This window comes from Flavobacterium laiguense, from assembly GCF_003097655.1.
Lineage (GTDB): Bacteria > Bacteroidota > Bacteroidia > Flavobacteriales > Flavobacteriaceae > Flavobacterium > Flavobacterium laiguense.
On record NZ_QCZH01000009.1, the window covers coordinates 71,821 to 94,196 of the forward strand.

Consider the following 22,376-nt stretch of genomic DNA (forward strand, 5'->3'; position numbering starts at 1 on the left):
AAAAATGAATAGTACGCTTGATTTTTAAATCTTCTCGCAAAGACGCCAAGACGCAAAGCCTAACGTTGTTTTTTTGCGACTTGGCGTTTTTGCGAGAAAGCAACACTAAAAAAATTGTATTTGAATTTAATTGGGCATTAATGTAGAGCAATGGAAGAAAAAGATATACTATCAAAATTACCATATTCGAAACCGTTTCTGTTTGTGGACAAGATTGTCAGAATTGATGAAGATGGGGTAGAAGGGGAGTATACTTTTGATAGAGAATTGGAATTTTATAAAGGGCATTTCAAGGATAATCCAGTCACACCAGGTGTGATTCTAACAGAAGTTATGGCTCAAATCGGGTTGGTTTGTCTTGGTGTTTTTCTATTAAAGAATCAATTTAACAAAAAAACTTCAATAGCTTTAACATCAACAGATATTGAATTTTCAAAACCTGTTTTTCCTAATGAAAAAGTAACAGTGATTTCTAAAAAAATCTATTTTAGGTTTGGAAAGTTAAAATGCAAAGTTAGCATGAAAAACGAGAGAGACGAAGAGGTTTGTAACGGGACAATTGCAGGAATGATAGTTTGAAAAATTGAAAAGAGGTAATGATTTATTATTAAAAATTGCATTACCATTTAAAATTGATATTGATATTGAAAAAACGTGTTGTAATAACAGGACTTGGCATAGTTGCTCCAAATGGGGTTGGACTTGATGTGTTTACCCATGCCATAAAAAACGGAATTTCGGGAATTAAGTTTGATTCCGAATTAGAAAGTTTAAAATTTTCCTGCCAAATTGCTGGAAAACCAGAAGTGTCAACAGCATTAGCTTTAAACTATTTTACGGAGTTGGAGTTACGGAATTTTAATGCATCCGGTATTTTATACGGTGTCATTGCAGGAATTGATGCGTGGAAAGATGCTGGTTTATCGATAGAAATTCAAGAAGAACCAGATTGGGATAGCGGAACCATTTTTGGAGCAGGGACTTCGGGTATTGATAAACTTCGCGAAAGCATATATAAAATTGACGCATTGCAGACACGAAGTTTAGGGAGTACAAGTGTATCTCAAACGATGGGTAGTGGTGTAAGCGCCTATCTGGGGGGGAAACTAGGTTTAGGAAATCAAGTGACGACCAATTCATCAGCTTGTACAACGGGGGTGGAAAGTATTTTAATGGGCTATGAACGTATTAAATCAGGACAAGCCAAACGAATGCTAACAGGAAGTACCAGTGATTCAGGTCCGTATATTTGGGGTGGCTTCGATGCGATGAGAGTATGTACTTTCAAACATAACGATTCTCCTGAAACGGGTTCTAGACCCATGTCCGCAAGTGCTTCGGGGTTTGTTCCCGCAAGTGGGGCAGGAGCATTAGTATTGGAAGATTTGGAAACTGCTTTAGAGCGTGGCGCAACCATTTATGCCGAAGTTTTGGGCGGTAATGTCAATTCTGGTGGGCAAAGAGGAGCTGGATCAATGACAGCCCCAAATCCAGTAGCTGTCCAAAAATGCATAAAAAATGCTATAACAAATTCGGGAATTACAGCTTCTGAAATAGATGCTATAAATGGCCATCTAACAGCTACATCAAAAGATAGTTTAGAGATTATGAACTGGAGTTCAGCTTTAGCTAGAAAAGGAACTGATTTTCCGTATATAAATTCGCTAAAATCGATGGTTGGGCATTGTTTATCGGCTTCTGGAAGTGTAGAGAGTGTGGCAACGGTATTGCAAATACAACAAGGATTTATTTTTCCGAATATTAATTCCGAAGATTTGCATCCCGAAATTACAGCTTGCATTGATCCGTTAAAAATTTCGCAACAGTTGATTAAAAAAGATATAAATATCATTGCAAAAGCCAGTTTTGGTTTTGGAGATATAAATGGATGTGTTATTTTTAAGAAATATAATCCTCATACTTAGTCATGATATGCGGCCCGAACTTTTGCGAATAGGAGAAACAATTACATACAACCAATAAAAAACAATAAATAGCAATATATGAATAGAGAAGCAACAATTGAAGAGTTAAAGGGTATCGTAAAACCGTATATTCAAAATGAAGAAGCTTTTGAAGCGCTTACAGAAGACACTGATTTCATTAATGATCTAAGAATAAATTCGGCAAATTTGGTTGATGTTATATTAGATATTGAGGAAAAATTCGATGTCATTATCGATAATGAATCAATGGAAAAGATGGTAAATGTAAAAGCCGCAATAGGTATTATTGAAGCTGAATTATCCAGAAAATGATTGGAAATGACATAGTGGATTTAGATTTAGCCCTAAAAGAAAGCAATTGGAGGAGAAACCGTTTTTTGGATAAGATTTTTTCTCCTAAAGAACAGCAATTGATTCTGAATTCAGAAAACCAAGATCTTATGGTTTGGAATCTGTGGAGTAGGAAGGAGGCTAGTTATAAAATTTACAACCGAAAAACGGGAATTAGAGGTTTTTTTCCGTTGCGATTGGAGTGTCATTACAATGATAAAAATACAGGGACAGTTTCTATTGATGATTTTGTTTTTTATACCCAAACGGAGATTACAACTAATTATGTTTATTCGGTAGCCGTTTTTGAAAAAGAGCATTTTAAAAAAATAAGGGTTTTAGATACTACTACTACTACTACTACTACTACTACTACTACTACAATTATAAAAAAAGAGAATGGCATTCCTTATCTTTTAGATTCAGTTTCAAATAGTATGAATCCAGTATCTGTAACACATCATGGGCGTTTTCAAAGAATTATTTCGGTGCTATAACCCCAAAAAAGTAACCATTCATTGCTGAATGGTTACAAATTATTTAATGCCCAATCTTGATTTTAATTTTAAAAACAACAAGGCAATGGTATAGGCATCTTCCGAAGGGGTATTTCTATATGTTTTTGGTAATTTAAAAATATCCGATAACTCATCTAGGGAAAATTGCTTGTCGTTGATATCCTTAAGTTTTCGATACATTACATCAATGTCTAATGCTTCGTTTTTTAATCTGCCACAACCTAATCTTTCTAAGCTAGCGTTGATCATTTCTACGTCAAAGTCAATATGATGGCCTATTAGAACGGCGTTACCAATATAATCAACGAACGCTTGCATGGCATCTGGTTCGCTTAATTTTCTCATCTTACTTTCTACAATAAACTCATTGGATAGTCCATTGTCATGAAGATATATATATTGCAAAAGAACAGCTTCAAAACTATCACCAATATGTATGCTATTATTGACTATCGCAAAAGAACCAATAGAAAGAATCACGTCTTTAATGGGATTTAGCCCAGAAGTTTCAGTTGAAAAAACAACAAATCGATTCGGTTTTTCTTCAAACTTTGATAGATATGTTTTCCAAAAATCAGGATAATCTTTGTTTATGTTTTTTAGCCAGTCTAACATTGCTATGAAAATTGAGTGAGTTTGAAATTACTTTTTATTAATTCTTCTAAATCTTTCATTGGAATGAAAGCGTTTTTTAGTTTTTCTTTATCCAATTTAGTCAATTCATCTAAATTTATATATTGTCCCGAATTGTCATTTTTCAAACCTTCGTTGACTCTAAATCTGGATAAAATCAAAAAAGCTTCCGCACAATTAAGATAAATATCGGCATTTTTAGGATCTATAATTGCTAATTGTTTGAATCTTAAATAGGTGTTATTGAGTCCTCTTATGTTAAAGTGTAGTGCAAAAAGCCTTGCACCATCAATAAGAGGCATTAATGCCCTGGTTTTTATATCAAACTTATCTTTATTTGGTTCTTCTTCCTCAACTACAAATTTCTTAAAAAAAGTTAGGGGAGCATTTTTTCTCAAAGCGTCATTTCCTAAAAAATCAAAAAATAAAGTATTATTTTCTATGTTTTTGAAAATCACATTTTCTAACGTTTCAAATATTTTTTTCTCACCAAAAACCAAGTCCAAATCAAAAAATATACTACTCAAATCATTACTGTTTTCACCGGGAGTATTCATCCAGCTGTCATATTGTTTGGTCCAATCTGTCAGTGACTTACACCACAACATGTTACTTCCCATATGTCCGTTTGGACATAATTCATAACCTGTTTTTTCAAGTGTTAAAGTGGTTTTTTTACCGAGCTTTAAAAAATAATCTCTGATATCTCTATATTTATCAGGAAGGACATCCTCAAAAACTAAAATACTATCTTGATCGGTGATCAACAATTGTTCTTTTCTGCCTTGACTGCCTATACTTAACCAAGCAAAACGAGCAGGAGGAGAGCCCAACTCTAAAATCGATAATTCTACAGCCCTTTTTAAAATGGCTGAGTTTATCTCACTGGCTATATTGTTGATATGGGAAAGCGGAATGTTTTTATTAATAGAGTTTTGTATCAGTTCGGCTAAACGTTCCCGAATTTGTCTTAATTCTTTTGGGTTTTGGGATCTTTTGATTTCTTTTATTAAAACTCCTGGGTTGCTGGCTTGGGCTACAATTAAATCATGCTCTGATATTACACCTTTTACGGCTGATTTGTCAGTACCATCTTGGGTTACACATAAATGACTAACATTGTTTTTCAACATTAATAATTGAGCTTCGGCCAAAGAAACATTTTCGGCAACTGTTACTACTGGTGCAGACATGATAGAGTCGACAGTATTGGTTATGGGAAACAAACCTGTAGCTATTTTTGAACACATATCTGTAGTTGTTACAATCCCGACAGGTAAGTAGTTTTCGCAAATAACGGCACTTGTTGAGAGATTCTCAGTCATACGCAAAGCCACTTCTTTAGCATGATCAGTCACTTTTACAATAAGTGGCGACCGATTATAAGCGAGAGACTGAAAATATTGCATTTCGTTTTTTTGATCTGCATAGAAAAAATTGTCAGAAGCTAATTTCCCTCTAAAATTCTCTTTGTCTTTTGGATTCCAAGTATTAGAAGCAAAACTTTCCAAAAGAAAATTTAAGACTTTAGGATTATTGGCAACAAAGGGTCTGAAAGTAGCAATTGGAATACCGTAAACGATACTTTCTTCGCGAGCTTTTGCGGTCATCATGTAGTTGTTTTTGGCAAAAAAAGGTCGAAGTCCAAAAACATCACCAGCATGACATTTATTTAATAATGTTTCTTCAGCATCTGAAATCACTGACAAAGTGACAGCGCCTGATGCTACAACATAAAAACAATCATGTAAAACATCGTTTATTTGAAACAATGTTTTGTGTTTTTCTAAATTAATAACGCGAATATTTGCGGATATTTCTGAGAGTTCTTGAAAAGTCAAGTTGTCAAATGGAGGATACTCCTTTAAAAAATCAGCAATATGTTCAGCTATTGTATTCATGTGTGGGTAATTATTGTTTTTTATTTGTCATTAGGACCAATATGTATTCTTACACATTTCATGGTTTGAAATAATGTATTCTTTGTAAAAATAATAAAATTAGCCTAAAAAAGAAGGCATATATAAAGGAATGTGATTTAATTTAGAAATAGTTAATTTTTTCATAAAAAAATATTGAATCGTAATAAATAAATTGAAGTTATTCTAAATTTATGCCTAATCAAAAAACTAAACATTATGGAATTATTAAGGAAAAGGCTATTGTTACTAGTTGTTATTTTGAGTGCGACATTCGTTAATGCACAAGAGAAGCCTAAGAGTCCGCCTGAAAAAGCAATGGGAACGATAAATGGTGCTAATATTGAAATTAATTACGGAAGTCCTTCAGTTAGGGGTAGAAAAATTTGGGGCGAATTGGTCCCTCTTGATGAAGTTTGGCGTGCCGGAGCCAATGAAGCAACCACATTCGAAACAAATAAAGATCTTACTATTGAAGGTTCAAAATTACCTGCAGGTAAATATTCCTTTTTTATTATTCCAAATAAAGATGAATGTATTATTGTTTTTAATAAAGAGTCCGAACAATGGGGAGCTTATAAATATAAAGAGAAAGATGATCAGCTTAGAGTAAAAGTCAAACCACAAGCTTCAGAATCAATAACTGAAAAATTAGTGTACAAGATTAATCCTAGCGATATTGTTTTAAGTTGGGACAATTGGAATATTGGTTTTACTGTAAAATAACATTTTTAAAATTTTCATAAAGAAACATTGTTGTAATCGGCAATGTTTTTTTATGTCTCCGATTTTCAATAGTAAGGGATTTGTTTCAAGAATTTGATTTATTTTTCAATTCTTATCAGGTGATTAGATATAGATTTTTATGACAACTAATTATGGATTATATAGGGTGTTAAAAAAGTCTATTTTACATAATATAAATTATGGTTCACTTTATATAGTATCTATTTGATAGCTAATTGTTTAACTCTAATTTTATTAGTATGTTTAACACTGGCTTAATAGATTCACTAAAAATCCGTGTCAAACTAGATAAGGTAAAAATTATAGATAAGCGCTTAATTACTGACTTCATAGCGTATTACCCGAACATTGACGAGCTTGATGGAGAAAATAACCAACAGGGAAACTTAGGCGAATCCGTAAGAAAAGCCGAACCATACACCAAAATAATTAACGGAATTACTTATAGATTCTACATTAAAGCTTTTATAGATGCAAAAAAAACAGCCAACGAATACGTTGTTTTTCAGATTTCCGCAAAAATGCTTAAAGAACAATATTTTGAAGGAATTTCATCCTCCAATTATGGTCGTATTGTAGATGATATAAATTCTTTTGGAGTACTACACATTACCAAAAAAGATTTTTTACAGGGTTTAGTTTCTGATATTGATATTTGCATCAATCAATTGATCGATTTAAAATCACTTAAAACTGCATTTTCTTTCATCATGCAGAACCCAAACGAGGGAAAAAAACCTCTAATACACTACATAAATCAATCCAATTCGATTAAAAACACTTCCAATTTGGGAATGGATTTTAATAAACGTGAAAAAGCAGCAAACACTACTCCATACTGCAAAATCTATCACAAAGGTTTCGAATTACTCTCAAAATCAATTGTCTTTTACAAAGCGTTTTTAGAACCTATGAAAACTTCGGTAATTGACAATTTGGTGCGTTATGAATTTACCATAAAAGCACACAAACACAAAGAATATTTAGCAAGCAAGGGATTTAAAGCCGATTTTAAGACATTTTATGATTTACTGGCGGCAAGTCCTAAAGATTTAAAATTAATAGCGCAAAGCGGCTTAAAACACTACATCGAGCCAAAGCAAAAATCAAAAGTCAGTAACGAATTAATGCCTAATGATATCATGGTACAGTATTACATCGAAAATTTAATCAAATTGGGATTTGATGAGGAAAAACTTTTAGGGTTCACTTATCTAATCGAAGACCCCTCTTCAAAGTCTAGAACTAAATCTAAAGCAAAAAAATTGATTGATGATTTAAAAAATAGAGACAAAAATTTGAAGGCTGAAATTGAACAAAATGACCGTTCAAATACCTTTTTAAAAAACTTAGGAATATGATACTAAAACCATCTAAAATTATGCCTTTTTTAATCGATTTTTTTATTGATTTAATATTAACCTATTCTTGGCCAAAAAGCACCAAAAAATCTACTCTCAAAAAAAGTCAAAATCCCGACTAATGATAGTCGGGATTCATTTAGCAAATGTGCTAATTTTCTAAAACCAAAAAAAACCAAAAAACTATGACTGAAACCTGCCAAAATTGTGCCTTTTTTGATGATTCAAAGCACAAAAATAATGCCCGTACCAAAGACGCTGGAATTTGCACAAAATGGGTTCAAATTGCCTTCAAAAAAGAAACCTGCAAACAGCATTTTTTAAACACCAATTTGTCGGAAAAAGATGTCTTTTCTGTAACTGCAGTTAGTCGACAACAAACGGATAATGTCCAATTAAATCTATTTTAAAATGAAAAAAAAAACTCAAAAACAACTAGAGAACGAAATTAATATTTTGGAATTGTCAATTCTTCATATGAATCTTGATTTACTAAATGATGATATTGGCAAACAATCAAAAAAAGTAATATCTGAAATACTGAGCTCTCACATTACCGAATTAAAAAGATTAATCGAAAAATTAACCAAATAAAAAAGGGAGTGTACGACCACTCCCCTAACAAAATCATGTCCCATGCAAAATACAACCTACACAGACTACACAAAATTATCGTTCAAAGATATTGAAAGTTTATTAATTACGGTTTCGACCAAAACGGCAAAGCAATATTATACCGATATCAAAAAGGAATTGAATGTAAAAACAGTTCTATTCTGCCATTTCAAACAGTATTTTAAGATACAGGAAATACCCAAAAATACCTAAAACACCCCCAAAAGACCCCCTAAAGTCTTAAACCTCCATTTCGGGGGTTTTTTTATGCACAAATTTGTACCTCAATCATCAATCATTAATCAAAATAATCAAAATGGAATTATTTACATCGAAAAACAAAAACATTACTACCTCTGGTGTGTTGCTCCTTACGAAGTCTATCGGTGCTATCATTGTTTCGACCTCTTTAGACGTTGAAGCCTTGACCACCGAACAAATCAAAGTCGAGGTTGAAAAAGCCACAGGAAACGAGGAAATCACTAGAGGCTATATGTCTTTACAGGATTTCATCTATCTGACAACCTTTAACGGTGATGCGATATCTTCGGATGCAACTTACAAAACTACAGCTGAGTGTGAAATCTGTGAAGATGGCGCAATTGTGTTGGGAGATAAAGACGTTATCAAAATATCCCTTATAGGATTGAAAGGTGCAGAAACCTACGTGCTAAACGGAATTGAAATGCCCGAAATGTCTAACAAAACTTTGGCATTTGAAAATAAATCAATGTCTTCTGACGATAAAGACAAACACTTTGAAGTGTACCATTGTGATTTAGCCTTATTGGACAATTCAGACGATATCCAAGAAGTGTCGTACACGTTCTTGAATGACAATGTGGTAAAATACACTATGCACGAATTGCGTGTGTTGTCTCGTTCTGTTGACCCTGTAGCCTATGTAAGACAGGATTTTACGGTAAAAGGTGCTTTCAGCGGTAAATTACAGCTTCCTTTATTTGGAGTGAAATCTATCGAAGTTCGTAAGAACCAAGGAAACATTGTTAACCTTCTAATGAGAATTGAAGCGTAATGGGTTTCTTTAAAAAAATTGGGGCTGCCGTAAAAAAAGGAGTTAAGCAGATTTCCCTCAAAAATATAGTAAAAGTAGGTACTCCCCTATTGTCAATGATTCCAATCGTTGGAGGTTTGGCACAAGATGTAGTCGGAGGCATAAGTGCAGCTGCAGCAAAAAAGAAAGAGGCAAAACAAGCAGCTGAAGCAGGTAGAATTGAAGAAGCTAATGCGTTGAATGCACAGGCTAACTATTTAGCGAGCCTATCGGGTGGACAAGTAGGACAGCAAGTAGGTGCACAGTTGAATGCCTTTACCAAAGGAGTGACACAGGAAGCCATAGCGCAAACGTCTAAAGGATTTAAGCAGGATGTTGGACTAGTTGGTGCAAATGTAGCCGATAGCACTATGACTGAATGGTTAAAAATGCACTGGATTAAACTAGCCGTAGGCTTTGGTGTCATTGGCGGTGCAATCTACATGTTTATGAGAAAAGGAAACAATTCTAATTCTAGAAGAAGATAATGCGCAGCGCAATGTTAGGTACTGCGGGTATTGGGGTAATCGAGGGGGTGCAACACGTACCCCCAATTACTCCCACCATCGAAATAGTGAAAATTGCTATACAGTTGGTAGTCGGAATAATAACGGTTTTTAAAATGTTTAAAAAACCAAAAGAAGTCATTTCTAACCAAAATCAAAATTAATTATGTACGGTCAAAATCAATATCAGTCCAATTACGGAAATCAGAGAAATACTGCAAATAATTTCCAAAGAAACAATCAATATGTTGCAGCACCAAACTACAGTCCACAAGCCCCGCCACAACACAAAAGAAGCGGTGCGGTGTATTCCAAAATCAAAAACGGAAATTTTGAGGGTGAAATCATAGTTAATGCTTGGAGGGTCACAAAAAATGGCTTAATGCAAGCAACCGTAACGCCTTATTCTGGTCAAGGAGGTAAAGGGATGGAAATGGTTCACTCAAACGGTAAGACTGGAAATACTCCTAAAGAGTACCAAAAAATGATTTGCAAAGTGTTCAATACATCGATGGGAACTAGTCAAATTTACCCCGTTTTAATGAACGTAAAAACCCAAGTGATTTCAATATCTGAATTAAGCCTTTGCATCACTCCAAACGGAAGCGGTACCACAAAAAGTGGAAAAAGAGTAACAGGATATTTCGGTAGAAACTTTAAAAAATAGACTATGAAAAAATTTACAGGAATTGTAGGAGGACTTAAAACATTCCTAAAATATGGGGTGTACATTATGGCTATCATAAAAATCGTAGAGTTTGCAATCTCCACACTTGATGAAATCGGTGGGGATGAAAAAGTACTAAAAGAACATCCAAAAGATGAGTAAGTCATTTTTAAACGCCCACAAAGTCAGAGGTTTAAGAAATAATAATCCTGGCAATCTGAAATTCACCGCCATAAGTTGGCAGGGTAAAATTCCAATAAAGCAGAATAAAGATAAGGTCTTTGAACAGTTTGAAAACATCACATTTGGTCTTCGTGCGATGATGAAGGATTTAATCAATGACATTAACAAAGGAAAAAATACGGTTAAAAAGCTAATCAGCGAATACGCTCCAGCATCTGAGAACAATACAACAAGTTACATCAATTCAGTATGTAAAAGTATAGGAGTTACTCCAGATGAAAAGATAACAGCCATTAACCGTAAATTTTTACTTTTATTGTCTAGAGCCATTATAAGAGTCGAATTAGGCGATGCACATAAGGAAGTAGCCGATAATGACATTGAAGCTGCAATTGATAATCTAGGCAATGTTTCAACGGTAAACCTAAAGGTAAATACCTCGTGGATTAGACAGTTCACCCCCGCCTTACTTTTTTTTGCTTTTTTTTTTTAATTAACCACTTTTACAACAACAATAAAAACAATACAAAATGGAAAAAATAAAAACATTTTTCGTAGTTCATCAATTTGAGGTTTTAGCAAGCTTAATTCTAGCCGTTGGTTTCATCGGGTACAAAATTTTTGCAAAGCCAAAAAGATAATGAAATAAACAATTGACATATAGAAAAAAGCAGCAAACAACACGTTTTCTGCTTTTTTTTTCAAAAAATCAAATATGGTAAGAAACACAAAACAAACCGATTACGGCACTCAGTTCATGGAATTCATGCAAAAATATTGGATGGTCATTGGAGGTCTGATTTTCGTTTACCCCTTGCTAAAGAGGTATTTGGCTAAACAAAAAGAGTTAGCTATTGAACAAAACAACAATCTTGTAGTCGACCAACAGAAATCAAATGCCACCTATGTAAAAGAAATTCGATACATAAATAACATGGACCCAAAAAAACAGTTGACCGAAAGGCAAAAAATCACGGGATCAAAAGAACTTTGGGCGGCGAGTACAAACTTAGCTAATGACTTTGGAGTCATTTATTCAGACGATTCAAATTGGTATGATATCTTCAATGTAAGAGGTTGGACGGAAAATGATCGTGAAATTCGAAATACGCTTTCAAAATACAGAAATTACTTTGGTATACTAGAAAAACTGTACTTCCAAGTCGATACCAACAGTAGAAACTTAAGAAAAGACATTTTAAAGTACTTAGACCCACAGGAGTTAAAAGAAATAAGAAAATTTATTAAAATTTAAAATATGGTCACATTACATTACATTAATCGACAAATGGTTCTTAATACAATGAAAATTGACAGTTTGGAGGCTTGTTTTCGCATTCCCGAAGATTTAATTTTTGTGGCTTGTAGGCAAGGTATTGAGTTCATTAAGGTAGCACAAGAAAGTATTGCATTTACAGATATAGAACGCTTAATCATGTATTCAGACCATTTTGATTTGTCGTTTATAAAATTAGAAGATTTTAGAAAACAAAATTCAGAAATGTGTCCAAAACTACCAATAGGCGGTTGACTGCCAATTGACTTTAAGATTTCACAGGTCGATCGTTTTTGGTTGTATTGGGAGTACGAACCACTTGTACACGTTCAATCATCATTAGATAATATCACATTTTCAAACGTAGATTCTCAATTACATGAAGGTTACGATTTGACAATGCCCGAATTACAAAGAAGAACCGTTGCATGGTATCGTTTATATGACCCTGCATTGAATATATACAGTCCTTCTGTGTTGTATGACAAAATTCCTGAATAAATAATTTAACATAAATTAACAATTAAATAAGAATTATATGTATATTTGGCAAAACTTCAACGAGAGGCAAAAGTGCGCTAACACTTCTCTCACTGATAAAAATCAATCTACATGAAAAAGTACAACTATTTATATAATAGAATGCTCCTTAGTTGGGGTATTCTATTTTTTTTTATCTCTTCCCCCCTCTCTGATTTCTCTATTTTTTTTTATCTCTTACCCCATGAGTGAGATATTTAAAAAGAAAAATGATTACTCAGTAACTGTTTTTCTAAATGGAGAAAAAAGACTATTTACCGAATACGTACATACAATTTACAATTATTCTCAATGGCTTCAAAAACAATCAATAGCTTGGGATTACTTACTGGTTTACGTGAGGAGAAACAGACAAATATTATGCTTTTATGAAAATGGGGATTTTCTTCATGCTTACCCCACCTTCGAGAATAGGGGTAGGGTTAAACAAGGTTGGTAACCTAAAACCGCAAACTTTAACGCACAAAAAAAGAGCCTCAAACGTTACGCTAATAACTCGGCTCTCATTGATAAAAATCTATGGCAAATATAACAAACATTTCCGAAAAAAAGCGTTTTCCATACTATAAATTATAGTTCAAAATATGACATTCTAATTATTCTTTCAAAATGCCAGTTTCGCAACCAAATCCAATTACTAACGGTATTGAGAAATCCGCCATATTGCCAAACTACGATTAGCGGCTGCCTTTATTGTCCACCGTATTGTTTTAGTAAGGAAGTAGTTTCAGTGAAATTCTTTTCATTCGCGATAAATAAAGGTGTCTGACCATTGTCCATTTTTGCATTAATGTCCGAACCACTTTCAATAAGAAGCTTTGCTAGTTTTGTCTGTCCGTTATGCGCTGCTGAATGTAATGGTGTTACACCTTGCAATTGTTTTGCATTTACGTCTGCACCATTTTTTAGCAATAACTCGGTAATGTCGTAGTTCGATATTGCACAGGCCGAATGTATAGGTGCTACTTTAAATTGATTATTTGAGGGAATGTTAACATTAGCTCCTCTTTCGATAAGATATTTTACAATGCTGTAGTGTCCGAAAAAGCAAGAAAGTCCCAAAGGTGTAAAACCATCTATAGAATATGAGTTTAATAAATTTGAATCTTCCTCAAGTCGTTTTTTCAGATTGTAAATATCGCCAGTACTTGCGGATTCAAAGATGTCAAGTTGTTGCTTGTGTTGTCTTAAAAGGTCAACCGCAATTTTATTTCTACAATATGCAGCAAATTGTAAATACGAAATTCCTTGTTCCGTTTTGCTGTCCATAAGTAACGGATTTTCTTTTAATGCCAGTTCTAATTTGTCATTCTGACCTGTTTTAATAAATTCAAGTATGTCGTTTTCTATATTCATTGTCTGTGTCATTTTAAGGTTGCCGCTAACTATCTTATATGTAAAGGTTTTTCCTCCTTTTGTACTCATCAAATATAATAAATTTTTCTTACAAACTACAGCTCCCCTTTCGTCCTCTTCTCAGGTCTAATAATCATTCGCAACGATTGGTCTTTTGAGAAATAAGCAATCATCCAATGGTAAAAGGTATTCAATCGGTTGCGGTAGGTTATCAAGGACATTAGGTGTACAAATAACCAAATCATCCAAGCGAAAAAACCTTTGAAATGCATTTTGGGTTTTGGTAAATCAACAACGGCTTTGTTTTTTCCAATGATGGCCATAGAACCTTTGTCATTGTATTTAAAAGGTTTTAGAGGCTTATTTTGAACCATTAGTTTGAAGTTTTCGGCCAAATTTATCCCTTGTTGGATGGCCACTTGCGCTACTTGCGGATGACCTCCTAGGAAATCTACATCGTTGAGTTGAATGCAGGTATCGCCAATAGCGTAGATGTTCTCGGTAGTGTTTACTTTGTTGAACGCATCGGTAGCCATTCGTTTGCCACGACCGTAACTTTCTGCTGGAATTCCTTCAAATTCCCTTGCGGAAACTCCTGCCGCCCAAATTAAATTTTTGGTTTGAATGGTTTTTCCATCGGCAAAGAAAACGGTGTCGTTTTTATAATCGACCACTCGGGTGTTTAGTTTTACGAGGACTCCAAGTTTGGTTACTGCTTCGAGCGTGTCTGCTTGTGATGCCACGCTCATAGGCGATAACAATGCATCACCACCATCGACTAAATAGATATTACTAGCGGATGTTTCTAATTCGGGATATTCTTTGAGTAATATGCTTTTTCGCATTTCGGCAAACATTCCGGAAACTTCAACACCGGTAGGCCCACCACCAACAACCACAATGGTCAAAAGTTTATGGCGTTCTCTAATGTCTTTGCAAATAGATGCTTTTTCCAGATTTTTCAATAAGGTATTACGCATTTCAATGGCATCATTGAGCGTTTTCATCGGAATGGCATTTTTCTTGACATTCTCCATTCCAAAATAACTCGTTTCAGCTCCAGTTGCAAAAACTAAGTGATCGTAATGCAATTCGCCATTATTGAGGATAATTTTGTTTTCTGAAGGAATGACTTTGAGTAACTCTCCCAAGCGAAATTGCAGATTCTTTTTGCCTGCAAAAAACTTTCGGAAAGGATAACTAATGCTTGAAGGTTCTAAAAAGGCTGTGGCTACCTGATAGATAAGTGGCGGAAAAAAATTATAATTGTTTTTGTCAACTAGCGTTACTTGAATTCCTTTTTGGTTTACCAATTCTTTGGCTAAATTTATTCCTGCAAAACCACCACCAATTATAACGATTTCCATATGTATTAAAATTTCATTAAAAAAAAAGATCCATAAATATACATAATTTATGGAAGCTGTAAAATATAGATTGTTAAAAAATTTTTATATAATTAGTTTCTTTCTCGCTCCTCAAAGTCTCCGACTTTGAGGATGTGTTCGTCAGTCTGTGACTGACTTAAAGTTGTTACAATCTAAAACAAAATCGGTTGGAAACCGAAAGTCACTACCTCAAAGTCATGAGACTTTGCCTAGCGGGATATTGTTCTGCTTGAAAAAGTTACAAAGTTTAAACTTATTCTGTTTGAAAGATAAATCAAAAAAAATGAGGCTGTCCATTTGGACAGCCTCATAAAAACTTAAAAAAACAATTTAGAAACTATATCCTATTCTTGCAAAAACAAAACGACCGTTTTGGCCAAATTGCGATACGTTTCTTGAATAAACGAATTGGTTTGCGTTAGATAAATCTACAGTAGGAGTAGTAGCACTATATATAACATTTCCATTAGCATCTAGACCTGTTTGCGGTACACCGGCTATAGTAGGGGTAATAATATTTATTGCTCTTTTTGCTGAAATAGGACCATAATTAAGTGTTGGATAAATATCAAATATGTTATTTGCTCCAACTACAATTTTTGCATTTTTGGTTAAATTATAGCTAACAGATAAATCAGTGATAACTCTTGAACTCCAAACTGGGTGCTCAACTTCAACAGCAAATCCATTAACTGGCACTGCTTCTATTCTTCCATCTCCATTAGCATCAACAGTATTGGGATCAGTAACTTTACCAAAATATACGTTTCTTAAGAAGAAATCAAATTTTTTGACAGAAAGAGTATTGGTTAAATTAATTTTTTGTCTTGGCACAGCTTCCTGAAGATATACTCTACTTGCTTCAGAATAATATCTGTTTATTTGACCATTGGCTGCTAAAATAGGTGAAGCGTGAATGTCTCCAATTCTTTTGGTTTCTCCAAAAGTAGCAGAAAGGTCATTTTTTAATTTTAAACCATTTCCTATATTGGCTACTTGACTAATTACAATGTCGATTCCTTTTGATTGAGTGTCAATAGCATTTGAAAAGAAAGTGGCGGCTGTCGCCCCTGCTTGGTCAAATAAGCCATTTAATATGTCAGCAGGAGATCCTGCTGCCGGAGTTCCACCTGGTCTTGCAAACTGATCTGTAAGAACCACTCTATCTTGTATTTCAATGATATAAGCATCGGCTGTCAAAGTTAAATTTACTGACGGTACTTTAGCTGTAAAACCAATACTTGCACTTAGAGATTCCTCTTGTTTTAATTTAGGAATTCCTAATATTTGGGCAGCTTCTGAATCGTTGCTAAATGTTCCTACTTCAAATGGAACACCGCCTACAAATTGAGTTGAAGTAGAATTGAAATATATTTGGTGTAATGAAGGTGCTCTAAAACCAGTAGCTACTGCACCACGTAAATTGATATTATCGGTTACTTTATAACGAGAAGCTAATTTAAAATTGGTTGTGTTTCCAAAATCTGAATAGTTCTCAAATCGTACCGCTCCATTTACCATCCATTTAGAAGTGATGTCATATTCTAAATCTCCATAAAGTGCCACACTGTTTCTACTTTTGTCACTAGCATTTGCAGGTCTAAAACCTGGGAATACTTGTGCACCACCGGCTCTGGCAGCGCCGTAAAAATCAGTAACCTTTATGTTTGCAGGTGTAGATCCTGTAACCACTGCACCATTAATATCATATAAATTATACGAATCTGGAACACCAGCATTTATTTTATAATTTTCATTACGGTATTCAGCACCAAAAGCGACATTAAGTTTATCGAACTTTCTATTCATATCAAAATTGGTGGTATTTTGTGCAAAACCTAATCCACCTGCATCAAATTCTGTAGGAGAATTTTCCCTCATAGAAGCATTTACAGTATTTTCGATTTTATAATCAAAAGTATTTTTACCATAGGTGTTACTCAAATCATAATTCCAACTTTCGAATATTAGACCTCTTATTCCTATTGCTGCAGAGACATCATTAATTGTTGAGTGAATTTCTGGCAAGAAACCATTTGGATACAATCCTGTGTAAGACCTAGATTGATTTGGTCTTCTGTAAAAACCTGCTGAAGCACCATTTCTATAACTTGTTCCTCCAAAGGCATAAAGTTCACTATTTTTTGAAACTGGATAAGCAGCATTCAAAAAGAATTGCGCGCTTGTCAAAGAAGATTGTCCCACATTCATATTAAAATTTCGTCTTTCTAATCCTCTGAAGTCTAATTCTCCTGAAGTTGCATCAAAATTTAATGCAGTTTGCATTTCAGCTATTGTACTGGCATTACTAATTGCAGTTTGTTGTATGGGTGTAAAATAGCTTACTTGAGGTGCATACGTTTTTATTGTTGAAAGTATCTGAGCCGTGTTTGGAGTATTTGTTATATTTCCGAACAATGCGTTGATATTTGTTCCTGCTGCTGCGGCTCTATCTTCGACAGCATTATAGCCATTGAATAAGGTACCAGTTACATCGTTTGCTCTACTCGTGTTGCCTCTTAATTGAAAACTAGCAGTAGCATTTATAAAACTTTTTTCCTTTCCAAGATTTGTACCATAGTTCAAGTCAAGCTGTACATTATTACCGTCATTGCCACCATTATGATCATTTGCCCCTTTAGAAAAATTACTTCCTCCAAAAAGCGCAATGTCAAATTTCTTAGTGTCTTTCTTTACATTTAAGTTGATTACGCCAGCGATGGCGTCAGAACCATATTGGGCAGAGGCTCCATCCCTTAATACTTCTATTTTTTCTAGAGCAAAAGCAGGAATTGCATTTAAGTCAGTTCCAACAGCTCCTCTACCTGGAGTTCCATTAATATTTACTAAAGACGAATTGTGTCTTCTTTTTCCGTTAATTAATACCAAAACTTGATCAGGGCCTAAACCTCTTAATTGTGCAGGGTCTATATGATCTGTTCCATCGGCAACAGTTTGAGTATTAGATGTAAATGAAGGCGCCACCATATTCATAATTTGATTTATGTTTACTTGTGGTCCTTGTGAAGTAATTGCTTTCATATTAATTACATCGATTGGCACAGCAGACTCCGTTACTGTTCTACCGGGTGTCCGAGAACCAACAACAACTACATCTTGAAGCGTTTCGCCACTTGTTTTTAGAGAAACATTTACTTCGCTTCCTGTTACTGTAACGGATTGTGTTTCAAACCCAATATAGGAAACAAGCAAAACATCTCCTGTTTTCGCATTGATTGAGAATTTCCCTTCCAAATCTGTAGAAACTCCGTTTTGAGTTCCTTTTACCATGACAGAAGCACCTTCTAAAGGACTGTTCGAGTCGTCTGAAACAACTCCCGAAACTTTAATTTCTTGGGCAGTCATTCCTGCCGTGAAAATTAAAGTTAGAATGAAGAATAATTTTTTCATTTTTGGTTTGGTTTTTTAGATTAGTTAGGTGAAACTACAAATTTGATAGCAATTTACCTATTAATTTCTTAAATAAAATATGAACAATGTAAAATTGGTGCTGTTCTGTTACTATTTTATCAAAACAATAAGTTTTTTCTTTTTATTTATAGATTTGAAAGTGCTTAATTTTAACAAGAATCTAATAATAAAATAATAGGATGAGAAGGATTATCGCTCCTCAAAGTCTCCGACTTTGAGGATGTGTTCGTCAGTCTGCGATTGACTTAAAGTTGTTACAATCTAAAACAAAATCGGTTGGAAACCGAAAGTCACTACCTCAAAGTCGGAGACTTTGCTGAGCCTTTAGAAAAACTTAAAACTTCCAATTCTTTTGCCACGACCGTAACTTTCTGCCGGAATTCCTTCAAATTCTCTAGCTGAAACTCCCGCTGCCCAAATTAAGTTTTTGGTCTGTATGGTTTTCCCATCGGCAAAGTAAACGGTATCGTCTTTATAATCGACTACTCGAGTATTTAGTTTTACAACAATTCCAAGTTGGGTTATCGCTTTTAAGGGTATCCGCTTGTGATTCCTTGCTCATTGGCGATAATAATGCATCACCGCCATCGATCAAATAAATATTGCTGGCAGATGTTTATGATGTTATTAAAAAAAATAGCATCCATAAATATACGTTATTTATGGATGCTATAAAATATGGATTATTAAAAAACTTTTAAATAATTAGTTCCTTTTTAGTTTTTTAACGGGCTTTTCTACTATTTCAGTTTTGTTTTGCAACAAATAACTGGCTAATAATTTTTCAATCAATTCATCTTTGGTCAGATGATGAAAAATGGTTTTTATTTTTGTTTTTAATTCGGCATCGACATCGTGATTCGGTTTGGTTTTGAAGATTTGTTTTGCCCATAAAAGCGTATTATTTTCTTCAATACTTGCAACAGATGGTTTTTTGTATTTGGTAAATTGAATTCCCAATTCTCTTTCGAAATCAGCAATTTCAGCTACTTCCTCAGGTTGTAAAACGGTCAAAGAAAGTCCTTTGGCCCCTGCCCTAGCCGTTCTTCCGCTACGGTGAACGTACACTTCATACACATCAGGCAAGTGATAATTAACTACATAAGAGATTTCTTTTACGTCAATTCCTCTGGCAGCCAAATCAGTTGCTACCAATATATTGATGTGCCCCTCACGAAATTGTTCCATTATTCGGTCACGGATTCCTTGTGACAAACTTCCGTGCAAAGCTCCAGATGAAAATCTGTTGATGGCTAGATTTTTGGCTAATTTATTGACAGCCGCTTTGGTTTTACAAAAGATAATACCGCGTTCCCCTTCTTTCGAATTTAGGAAATGCATTAAAACATCCAGTTTTTCGATAGGATCTACCACAATATAGTTATGGTCAATCCCTTGATTACCGACAGTTTCCATGTTGGCACTTACCTGAACTACGTTCTTATTAAGGTAATTTTGAATTAATTGCTTAATCGTCCCCGGCATGGTCGCCGAAAACAAAAAGGTTCTGTAGCTTTTAGGCAATTCGGTAATAATTTCGTCTAATGCTTCTTTAAGGATGGTTACCATTTCATCGGCTTCGTCAAGAACCAAGAATTTGGTTTCTTTTAGGCTAATAGCTTTGCGTTGCATTAAATCGATCAAACGACCTGGTGTTGCTACAACGATGTGCGTTGGAGCTGTTAATCGTTCGATTTGTGGTTTAATTGGGATTCCCCCACAAACGGTTGCTATAGAAACTTCGGGAAGGTATTTTGCATAATCTTCCAGATTACGAAAAATTTGTTGTCCCAATTCTCTTGTTGGCACTAAAATTACCGCTTGTACTGCAGCTAATTGTGTGTCTATTAATTGTAATAATGGCAAACCAAAAGCAGCGGTTTTACCGGTTCCAGTTTTGGCAAGTCCTACAATATCTGTAGTGTTGGACAAAAGTAACGGAATGGTTTTTTGCTGAATTTCTGTTGGTTCAACAATTCCCATTTCGGTAATCGCTTTTAGTATTCCTTTTGAAACTCCTAAATCTGAGAATTGTTTTGACATTTTTTTTGTTTTTAATTTTATGAAAATGGTCTTGATTACCACTTTATTTTTTTAGCCCCGATAGCAGTGAAAATCCTTTTATGTCTCGTTTTTTAGAGACATAAAAGATTACTTCACTTAACTTTTATTTTTAGCGGAGTTCAGTGAACTTCGTTTGCAACGAATAGCGGAAATAGCTCCTAAAAACTATTATTATATTATCCGTAAAGAGACGCACTGCCGTGCGTCTCTACAAGTTTGCGTTTCTATGACTGAACACTTATAACTGAATACTGATCACTAACTAATCGGCTTCGTTCATGATTTTCTCACGATATTTCTTTCCGATTAACAAGGTCATTTTTAATTTATAATCGTCCATAAGCCATTCTCTGTAGTTTTTGCTACATTGACTAAGGCATTTTGAAAATCGTTTTACACGACATTCTATATCAGCTTCTAATTCTCTTGATAATGCTTTGGCTTCCTGTAATTCTTCGGAATTATCGACACACATGGCAGCGTGTTGATCTATTGATTTCTCCAAAACTACTTTGGACCTTAAATTTTGTGCGATTGCCAGTTTGTGTTCTTCATCTACATCAAAAGTCACATCGGCAGTTTTACTGAATTTGGCACGCAATTCTGGTGGCATAGCGTATTTGAAATACAACTCAATCTCCGTATCATCCCTTAAATTTTCTAGGTAAAACTCAGGAGATTTGAAGATATGTTGCCAATTTACAGGCTCACTCCACAAACCAAAACGAGCCGCATTATTCCCTAAATCGATAACATTAAAGATATCTTTATTAGGCAACTTTCTTGATCCACGACCAATCATTTGATAATATAAAGTCAATGATTTTGTGGCTCTGTTTAGTATAATAGTTTCAACAGTAGGCTCATCAAAACCAGTGGTAAGGATACCAACTGAGGTAAGAATCGCGTCTGGAGTATGCTTGAACCAATGTAGAATCTCTTTTCGTTCTTCGTTGCTACTGGTGTTATCCAAGTGACGAATAGCATAACCTGCTTCTCTAAAAGTTTCATACACATAAAGAGATGTATTGATACCATTATTGAAAATCAAGGTTTTTTTACCTAAAGATTTCTCGGTGTAGGCATGCAATAATTTCTCTTGCATGGCCATATTGGTGTATAAATCATCGGATGATTTCACGGTGTAATCACCATTAATACCTACTTTTAAAGATGTTAATCCAACATCATAACTATAGGTAATTGCTTTTGCCAAGAAACCATTTTCTATCAATGAACTGATGGTGTCTCCCACAATTAGTTCATTATAACTTTGGTGCATTGGTAATTTGATATTGGAACTCAATGGTGTTGCTGTCACACCCAGTATAAATGCATTTTTGAAAGAGCTCAATAACTTTCGGAATGAATTGTAATGCGCCTCATCGATAATGACTAAGCCGATATTGTCTAAATGTAGTTTTTCGTCATTGATACGATTTTTCAAAGTCTCGACCATGGCCACAAAACAAGAATAATCGTTTTGGTCTGGAAGTTCTTTTACTTTACTATTGATGATTTTGTTTTTTACGTCAAAACCTTTTAACATTTTTGAAGTTTGCTTGCACAACTCAATACGGTGTGTCAGAACAACTACTTTTTTCTTGTGTTGAGCTAGATAACGACGAACGATTTCAGAAAAAATTACTGTTTTTCCTCCACCAGTAGGCAATTGATATAATAAATGGTGTTGCGGAGGAGCATTGTCTATACGTTCAAATATAGCGTCAATGTCCCCTTGTTGGTAAGCGTAAAGTTCTTTTTTGCTTTCAATTTCAATTTCTAACGTGTCTTGATGCATTGCTTTTTATTGGATTTTTGCAAAACTACGCCTAAAAAAC

26 protein-coding genes are annotated in these 22,376 nt (G+C 34.5%); 19 read left to right on the top strand and 7 right to left on the bottom strand.

Annotated elements, in window-relative coordinates:
- The first annotated feature begins 150 nt into the window (after nucleotides 1-150).
- The 4 genes from DB891_RS09925 to DB891_RS09940 all read left to right on the top strand — a co-directional run bounded on the left by DB891_RS09925 (nucleotide 151) and on the right by DB891_RS09940 (nucleotide 2,773).
- Nucleotides 151-579, top strand: coding sequence for a 3-hydroxyacyl-ACP dehydratase FabZ family protein (locus tag DB891_RS09925; RefSeq protein ID WP_116763068.1), 429 nt, complete (start codon nucleotides 151-153; stop codon nucleotides 577-579).
- 65 nt (nucleotides 580-644) lie between these two features.
- Nucleotides 645-1,925, top strand: a complete 1,281-nt coding sequence (locus tag DB891_RS09930; protein WP_116763168.1) for a beta-ketoacyl-[acyl-carrier-protein] synthase family protein — start codon at nucleotides 645-647, stop codon at nucleotides 1,923-1,925.
- A 78-nt stretch (nucleotides 1,926-2,003) separates the two neighbouring features.
- The gene (locus DB891_RS09935; protein ID WP_116763070.1) at nucleotides 2,004-2,258 is read left to right on the top strand and encodes an acyl carrier protein; all 255 of its coding nucleotides are present in this window, start codon (nucleotides 2,004-2,006) and stop codon (nucleotides 2,256-2,258) included.
- Nucleotides 2,255-2,773, top strand: a complete 519-nt coding sequence (locus DB891_RS09940; protein WP_116763071.1) for a 4'-phosphopantetheinyl transferase family protein — start codon at nucleotides 2,255-2,257, stop codon at nucleotides 2,771-2,773. Before DB891_RS09935 ends, DB891_RS09940 begins: the two co-directional genes overlap by 4 nt.
- Before the next feature lie 39 nt (nucleotides 2,774-2,812).
- Here DB891_RS09940 and DB891_RS09945 read toward each other — a convergent pair whose 3' ends face one another.
- Both DB891_RS09945 and DB891_RS09950 read right to left on the bottom strand, forming a co-directional pair.
- Nucleotides 2,813-3,409, bottom strand: coding sequence for a 3'-5' exonuclease (locus DB891_RS09945; RefSeq protein WP_116763073.1), 597 nt, complete (start codon nucleotides 3,407-3,409; stop codon nucleotides 2,813-2,815).
- A gap of 2 nt (nucleotides 3,410-3,411) precedes the next feature.
- A complete protein-coding gene (locus tag DB891_RS09950; RefSeq protein ID WP_116763075.1) occupies nucleotides 3,412-5,328 on the bottom strand; it encodes a DUF294 nucleotidyltransferase-like domain-containing protein in 1,917 nt (638 codons plus the stop codon).
- A 237-nt stretch (nucleotides 5,329-5,565) separates the two neighbouring features.
- Here DB891_RS09950 and DB891_RS09955 point away from each other — a divergent pair, with 237 nt between their 5' ends.
- From DB891_RS09955 to DB891_RS10015, 15 genes are all read left to right on the top strand, one after another.
- Entirely contained in the window at nucleotides 5,566-6,072 is a 507-nt protein-coding gene (locus DB891_RS09955; RefSeq protein WP_116763077.1) for a DUF2911 domain-containing protein, read from the top strand.
- 260 nt (nucleotides 6,073-6,332) lie between these two features.
- The gene (locus DB891_RS09960) at nucleotides 6,333-7,454 is read left to right on the top strand and encodes a hypothetical protein (RefSeq protein WP_116763079.1); all 1,122 of its coding nucleotides are present in this window, start codon (nucleotides 6,333-6,335) and stop codon (nucleotides 7,452-7,454) included.
- Nucleotides 7,455-7,639: 185 nt separating this feature from the next.
- Nucleotides 7,640-7,864, top strand: a complete 225-nt coding sequence (locus DB891_RS09965; protein WP_116763081.1) for a hypothetical protein — start codon at nucleotides 7,640-7,642, stop codon at nucleotides 7,862-7,864.
- A gap of 1 nt (nucleotide 7,865) precedes the next feature.
- Nucleotides 7,866-8,048, top strand: coding sequence for a hypothetical protein (locus DB891_RS09970; protein WP_116763083.1), 183 nt, complete (start codon nucleotides 7,866-7,868; stop codon nucleotides 8,046-8,048).
- Nucleotides 8,049-8,090: 42 nt separating this feature from the next.
- Nucleotides 8,091-8,282, top strand: a complete 192-nt coding sequence (locus tag DB891_RS17480) for a hypothetical protein (RefSeq protein WP_124019509.1) — start codon at nucleotides 8,091-8,093, stop codon at nucleotides 8,280-8,282.
- Nucleotides 8,283-8,385: 103 nt separating this feature from the next.
- A complete protein-coding gene (locus DB891_RS09975) occupies nucleotides 8,386-9,105 on the top strand; it encodes a hypothetical protein (protein ID WP_116763085.1) in 720 nt (239 codons plus the stop codon).
- Complete coding sequence (locus DB891_RS09980; protein ID WP_116763087.1) at nucleotides 9,105-9,611, top strand: hypothetical protein; 507 nt, start codon at nucleotides 9,105-9,107, stop codon at nucleotides 9,609-9,611. The genes DB891_RS09975 and DB891_RS09980 overlap by 1 nt, the downstream gene beginning before the upstream one ends.
- A complete protein-coding gene (locus DB891_RS09985) occupies nucleotides 9,611-9,793 on the top strand; it encodes a hypothetical protein (protein ID WP_116763089.1) in 183 nt (60 codons plus the stop codon). Before DB891_RS09980 ends, DB891_RS09985 begins: the two co-directional genes overlap by 1 nt.
- 2 nt (nucleotides 9,794-9,795) lie before the next feature.
- Nucleotides 9,796-10,296 (top strand): hypothetical protein, encoded by a 501-nt coding sequence (locus DB891_RS09990; RefSeq protein ID WP_116763091.1) that lies wholly within the window; start codon nucleotides 9,796-9,798, stop codon nucleotides 10,294-10,296.
- Between the two features lie 3 nt (nucleotides 10,297-10,299).
- Nucleotides 10,300-10,458 (top strand): hypothetical protein, encoded by a 159-nt coding sequence (locus DB891_RS17610; RefSeq protein WP_189337132.1) that lies wholly within the window; start codon nucleotides 10,300-10,302, stop codon nucleotides 10,456-10,458.
- The gene (locus DB891_RS09995; RefSeq protein WP_116763093.1) at nucleotides 10,451-10,972 is read left to right on the top strand and encodes a hypothetical protein; all 522 of its coding nucleotides are present in this window, start codon (nucleotides 10,451-10,453) and stop codon (nucleotides 10,970-10,972) included. The genes DB891_RS17610 and DB891_RS09995 overlap by 8 nt, the downstream gene beginning before the upstream one ends.
- Before the next feature lie 222 nt (nucleotides 10,973-11,194).
- On the top strand, nucleotides 11,195-11,734 hold the full coding sequence (locus tag DB891_RS10000; RefSeq protein ID WP_116763095.1) for a hypothetical protein: 540 nt from the start codon (nucleotides 11,195-11,197) through the stop codon (nucleotides 11,732-11,734).
- A gap of 3 nt (nucleotides 11,735-11,737) precedes the next feature.
- On the top strand, nucleotides 11,738-12,010 hold the full coding sequence (locus DB891_RS10005) for a hypothetical protein (protein ID WP_124019510.1): 273 nt from the start codon (nucleotides 11,738-11,740) through the stop codon (nucleotides 12,008-12,010).
- Between the two features lie 42 nt (nucleotides 12,011-12,052).
- Nucleotides 12,053-12,256, top strand: coding sequence for a hypothetical protein (locus tag DB891_RS10010; protein ID WP_116763099.1), 204 nt, complete (start codon nucleotides 12,053-12,055; stop codon nucleotides 12,254-12,256).
- A 223-nt stretch (nucleotides 12,257-12,479) separates the two neighbouring features.
- Nucleotides 12,480-12,734 (top strand): hypothetical protein, encoded by a 255-nt coding sequence (locus tag DB891_RS10015; RefSeq protein WP_116763101.1) that lies wholly within the window; start codon nucleotides 12,480-12,482, stop codon nucleotides 12,732-12,734.
- Nucleotides 12,735-12,985: 251 nt separating this feature from the next.
- Here DB891_RS10015 and DB891_RS10020 read toward each other — a convergent pair whose 3' ends face one another.
- The 5 genes from DB891_RS10020 to DB891_RS10045 all read right to left on the bottom strand — a co-directional run bounded on the left by DB891_RS10020 (nucleotide 12,986) and on the right by DB891_RS10045 (nucleotide 22,336).
- Nucleotides 12,986-13,663, bottom strand: coding sequence for an ankyrin repeat domain-containing protein (locus DB891_RS10020; protein WP_189337133.1), 678 nt, complete (start codon nucleotides 13,661-13,663; stop codon nucleotides 12,986-12,988).
- Nucleotides 13,664-13,746: 83 nt separating this feature from the next.
- On the bottom strand, nucleotides 13,747-15,018 hold the full coding sequence (locus tag DB891_RS10025) for an NAD(P)/FAD-dependent oxidoreductase (RefSeq protein WP_116763104.1): 1,272 nt from the start codon (nucleotides 15,016-15,018) through the stop codon (nucleotides 13,747-13,749).
- Between the two features lie 351 nt (nucleotides 15,019-15,369).
- Nucleotides 15,370-18,450, bottom strand: a complete 3,081-nt coding sequence (locus DB891_RS10030) for a TonB-dependent receptor (protein WP_116763106.1) — start codon at nucleotides 18,448-18,450, stop codon at nucleotides 15,370-15,372.
- A gap of 726 nt (nucleotides 18,451-19,176) precedes the next feature.
- Entirely contained in the window at nucleotides 19,177-20,514 is a 1,338-nt protein-coding gene (locus DB891_RS10040) for a DEAD/DEAH box helicase (protein ID WP_116763169.1), read from the bottom strand.
- Between the two features lie 283 nt (nucleotides 20,515-20,797).
- A complete protein-coding gene (locus DB891_RS10045; RefSeq protein ID WP_116763108.1) occupies nucleotides 20,798-22,336 on the bottom strand; it encodes a DEAD/DEAH box helicase in 1,539 nt (512 codons plus the stop codon).
- Between the last annotated feature and the right edge of the window lie 40 nt (nucleotides 22,337-22,376).

What these genes read in the sequence shown, in the direction of transcription:
- DB891_RS09970 (WP_116763083.1), top strand. Translation starts at nt 7,866, where the DNA reads ATGAAAAAAAAAACTCAAAAACAACTAGAGAACGAAATTAATATTTTG.
- DB891_RS09990 (WP_116763091.1), top strand. Translation starts at nt 9,796, where the DNA reads ATGTACGGTCAAAATCAATATCAGTCCAATTACGGAAATCAGAGAAAT.
- DB891_RS09955 (WP_116763077.1), top strand. Translation starts at nt 5,566, where the DNA reads ATGGAATTATTAAGGAAAAGGCTATTGTTACTAGTTGTTATTTTGAGT.
- DB891_RS10030 (WP_116763106.1), bottom strand. Translation starts at nt 18,450, where the DNA reads ATGAAAAAATTATTCTTCATTCTAACTTTAATTTTCACGGCAGGAATG.
- DB891_RS09980 (WP_116763087.1), top strand. Translation starts at nt 9,105, where the DNA reads ATGGGTTTCTTTAAAAAAATTGGGGCTGCCGTAAAAAAAGGAGTTAAG.
- DB891_RS09985 (WP_116763089.1), top strand. Translation starts at nt 9,611, where the DNA reads ATGCGCAGCGCAATGTTAGGTACTGCGGGTATTGGGGTAATCGAGGGG.
- DB891_RS09975 (WP_116763085.1), top strand. Translation starts at nt 8,386, where the DNA reads ATGGAATTATTTACATCGAAAAACAAAAACATTACTACCTCTGGTGTG.
- DB891_RS09940 (WP_116763071.1), top strand. Translation starts at nt 2,255, where the DNA reads ATGATTGGAAATGACATAGTGGATTTAGATTTAGCCCTAAAAGAAAGC.
- DB891_RS09925 (WP_116763068.1), top strand. Translation starts at nt 151, where the DNA reads ATGGAAGAAAAAGATATACTATCAAAATTACCATATTCGAAACCGTTT.
- DB891_RS09995 (WP_116763093.1), top strand. Translation starts at nt 10,451, where the DNA reads ATGAGTAAGTCATTTTTAAACGCCCACAAAGTCAGAGGTTTAAGAAAT.
- DB891_RS09945 (WP_116763073.1), bottom strand. Translation starts at nt 3,409, where the DNA reads ATGTTAGACTGGCTAAAAAACATAAACAAAGATTATCCTGATTTTTGG.
- DB891_RS10000 (WP_116763095.1), top strand. Translation starts at nt 11,195, where the DNA reads ATGGTAAGAAACACAAAACAAACCGATTACGGCACTCAGTTCATGGAA.
- DB891_RS09935 (WP_116763070.1), top strand. Translation starts at nt 2,004, where the DNA reads ATGAATAGAGAAGCAACAATTGAAGAGTTAAAGGGTATCGTAAAACCG.
- DB891_RS10005 (WP_124019510.1), top strand. Translation starts at nt 11,738, where the DNA reads ATGGTCACATTACATTACATTAATCGACAAATGGTTCTTAATACAATG.
- DB891_RS10025 (WP_116763104.1), bottom strand. Translation starts at nt 15,018, where the DNA reads ATGGAAATCGTTATAATTGGTGGTGGTTTTGCAGGAATAAATTTAGCC.
- DB891_RS10045 (WP_116763108.1), bottom strand. Translation starts at nt 22,336, where the DNA reads ATGCATCAAGACACGTTAGAAATTGAAATTGAAAGCAAAAAAGAACTT.
- DB891_RS17610 (WP_189337132.1), top strand. Translation starts at nt 10,300, where the DNA reads ATGAAAAAATTTACAGGAATTGTAGGAGGACTTAAAACATTCCTAAAA.
- DB891_RS10040 (WP_116763169.1), bottom strand. Translation starts at nt 20,514, where the DNA reads ATGTCAAAACAATTCTCAGATTTAGGAGTTTCAAAAGGAATACTAAAA.
- DB891_RS09965 (WP_116763081.1), top strand. Translation starts at nt 7,640, where the DNA reads ATGACTGAAACCTGCCAAAATTGTGCCTTTTTTGATGATTCAAAGCAC.
- DB891_RS10020 (WP_189337133.1), bottom strand. Translation starts at nt 13,663, where the DNA reads ATGACACAGACAATGAATATAGAAAACGACATACTTGAATTTATTAAA.
- DB891_RS17480 (WP_124019509.1), top strand. Translation starts at nt 8,091, where the DNA reads ATGCAAAATACAACCTACACAGACTACACAAAATTATCGTTCAAAGAT.
- DB891_RS10015 (WP_116763101.1), top strand. Translation starts at nt 12,480, where the DNA reads ATGAGTGAGATATTTAAAAAGAAAAATGATTACTCAGTAACTGTTTTT.
- DB891_RS09950 (WP_116763075.1), bottom strand. Translation starts at nt 5,328, where the DNA reads ATGAATACAATAGCTGAACATATTGCTGATTTTTTAAAGGAGTATCCT.
- DB891_RS09960 (WP_116763079.1), top strand. Translation starts at nt 6,333, where the DNA reads ATGTTTAACACTGGCTTAATAGATTCACTAAAAATCCGTGTCAAACTA.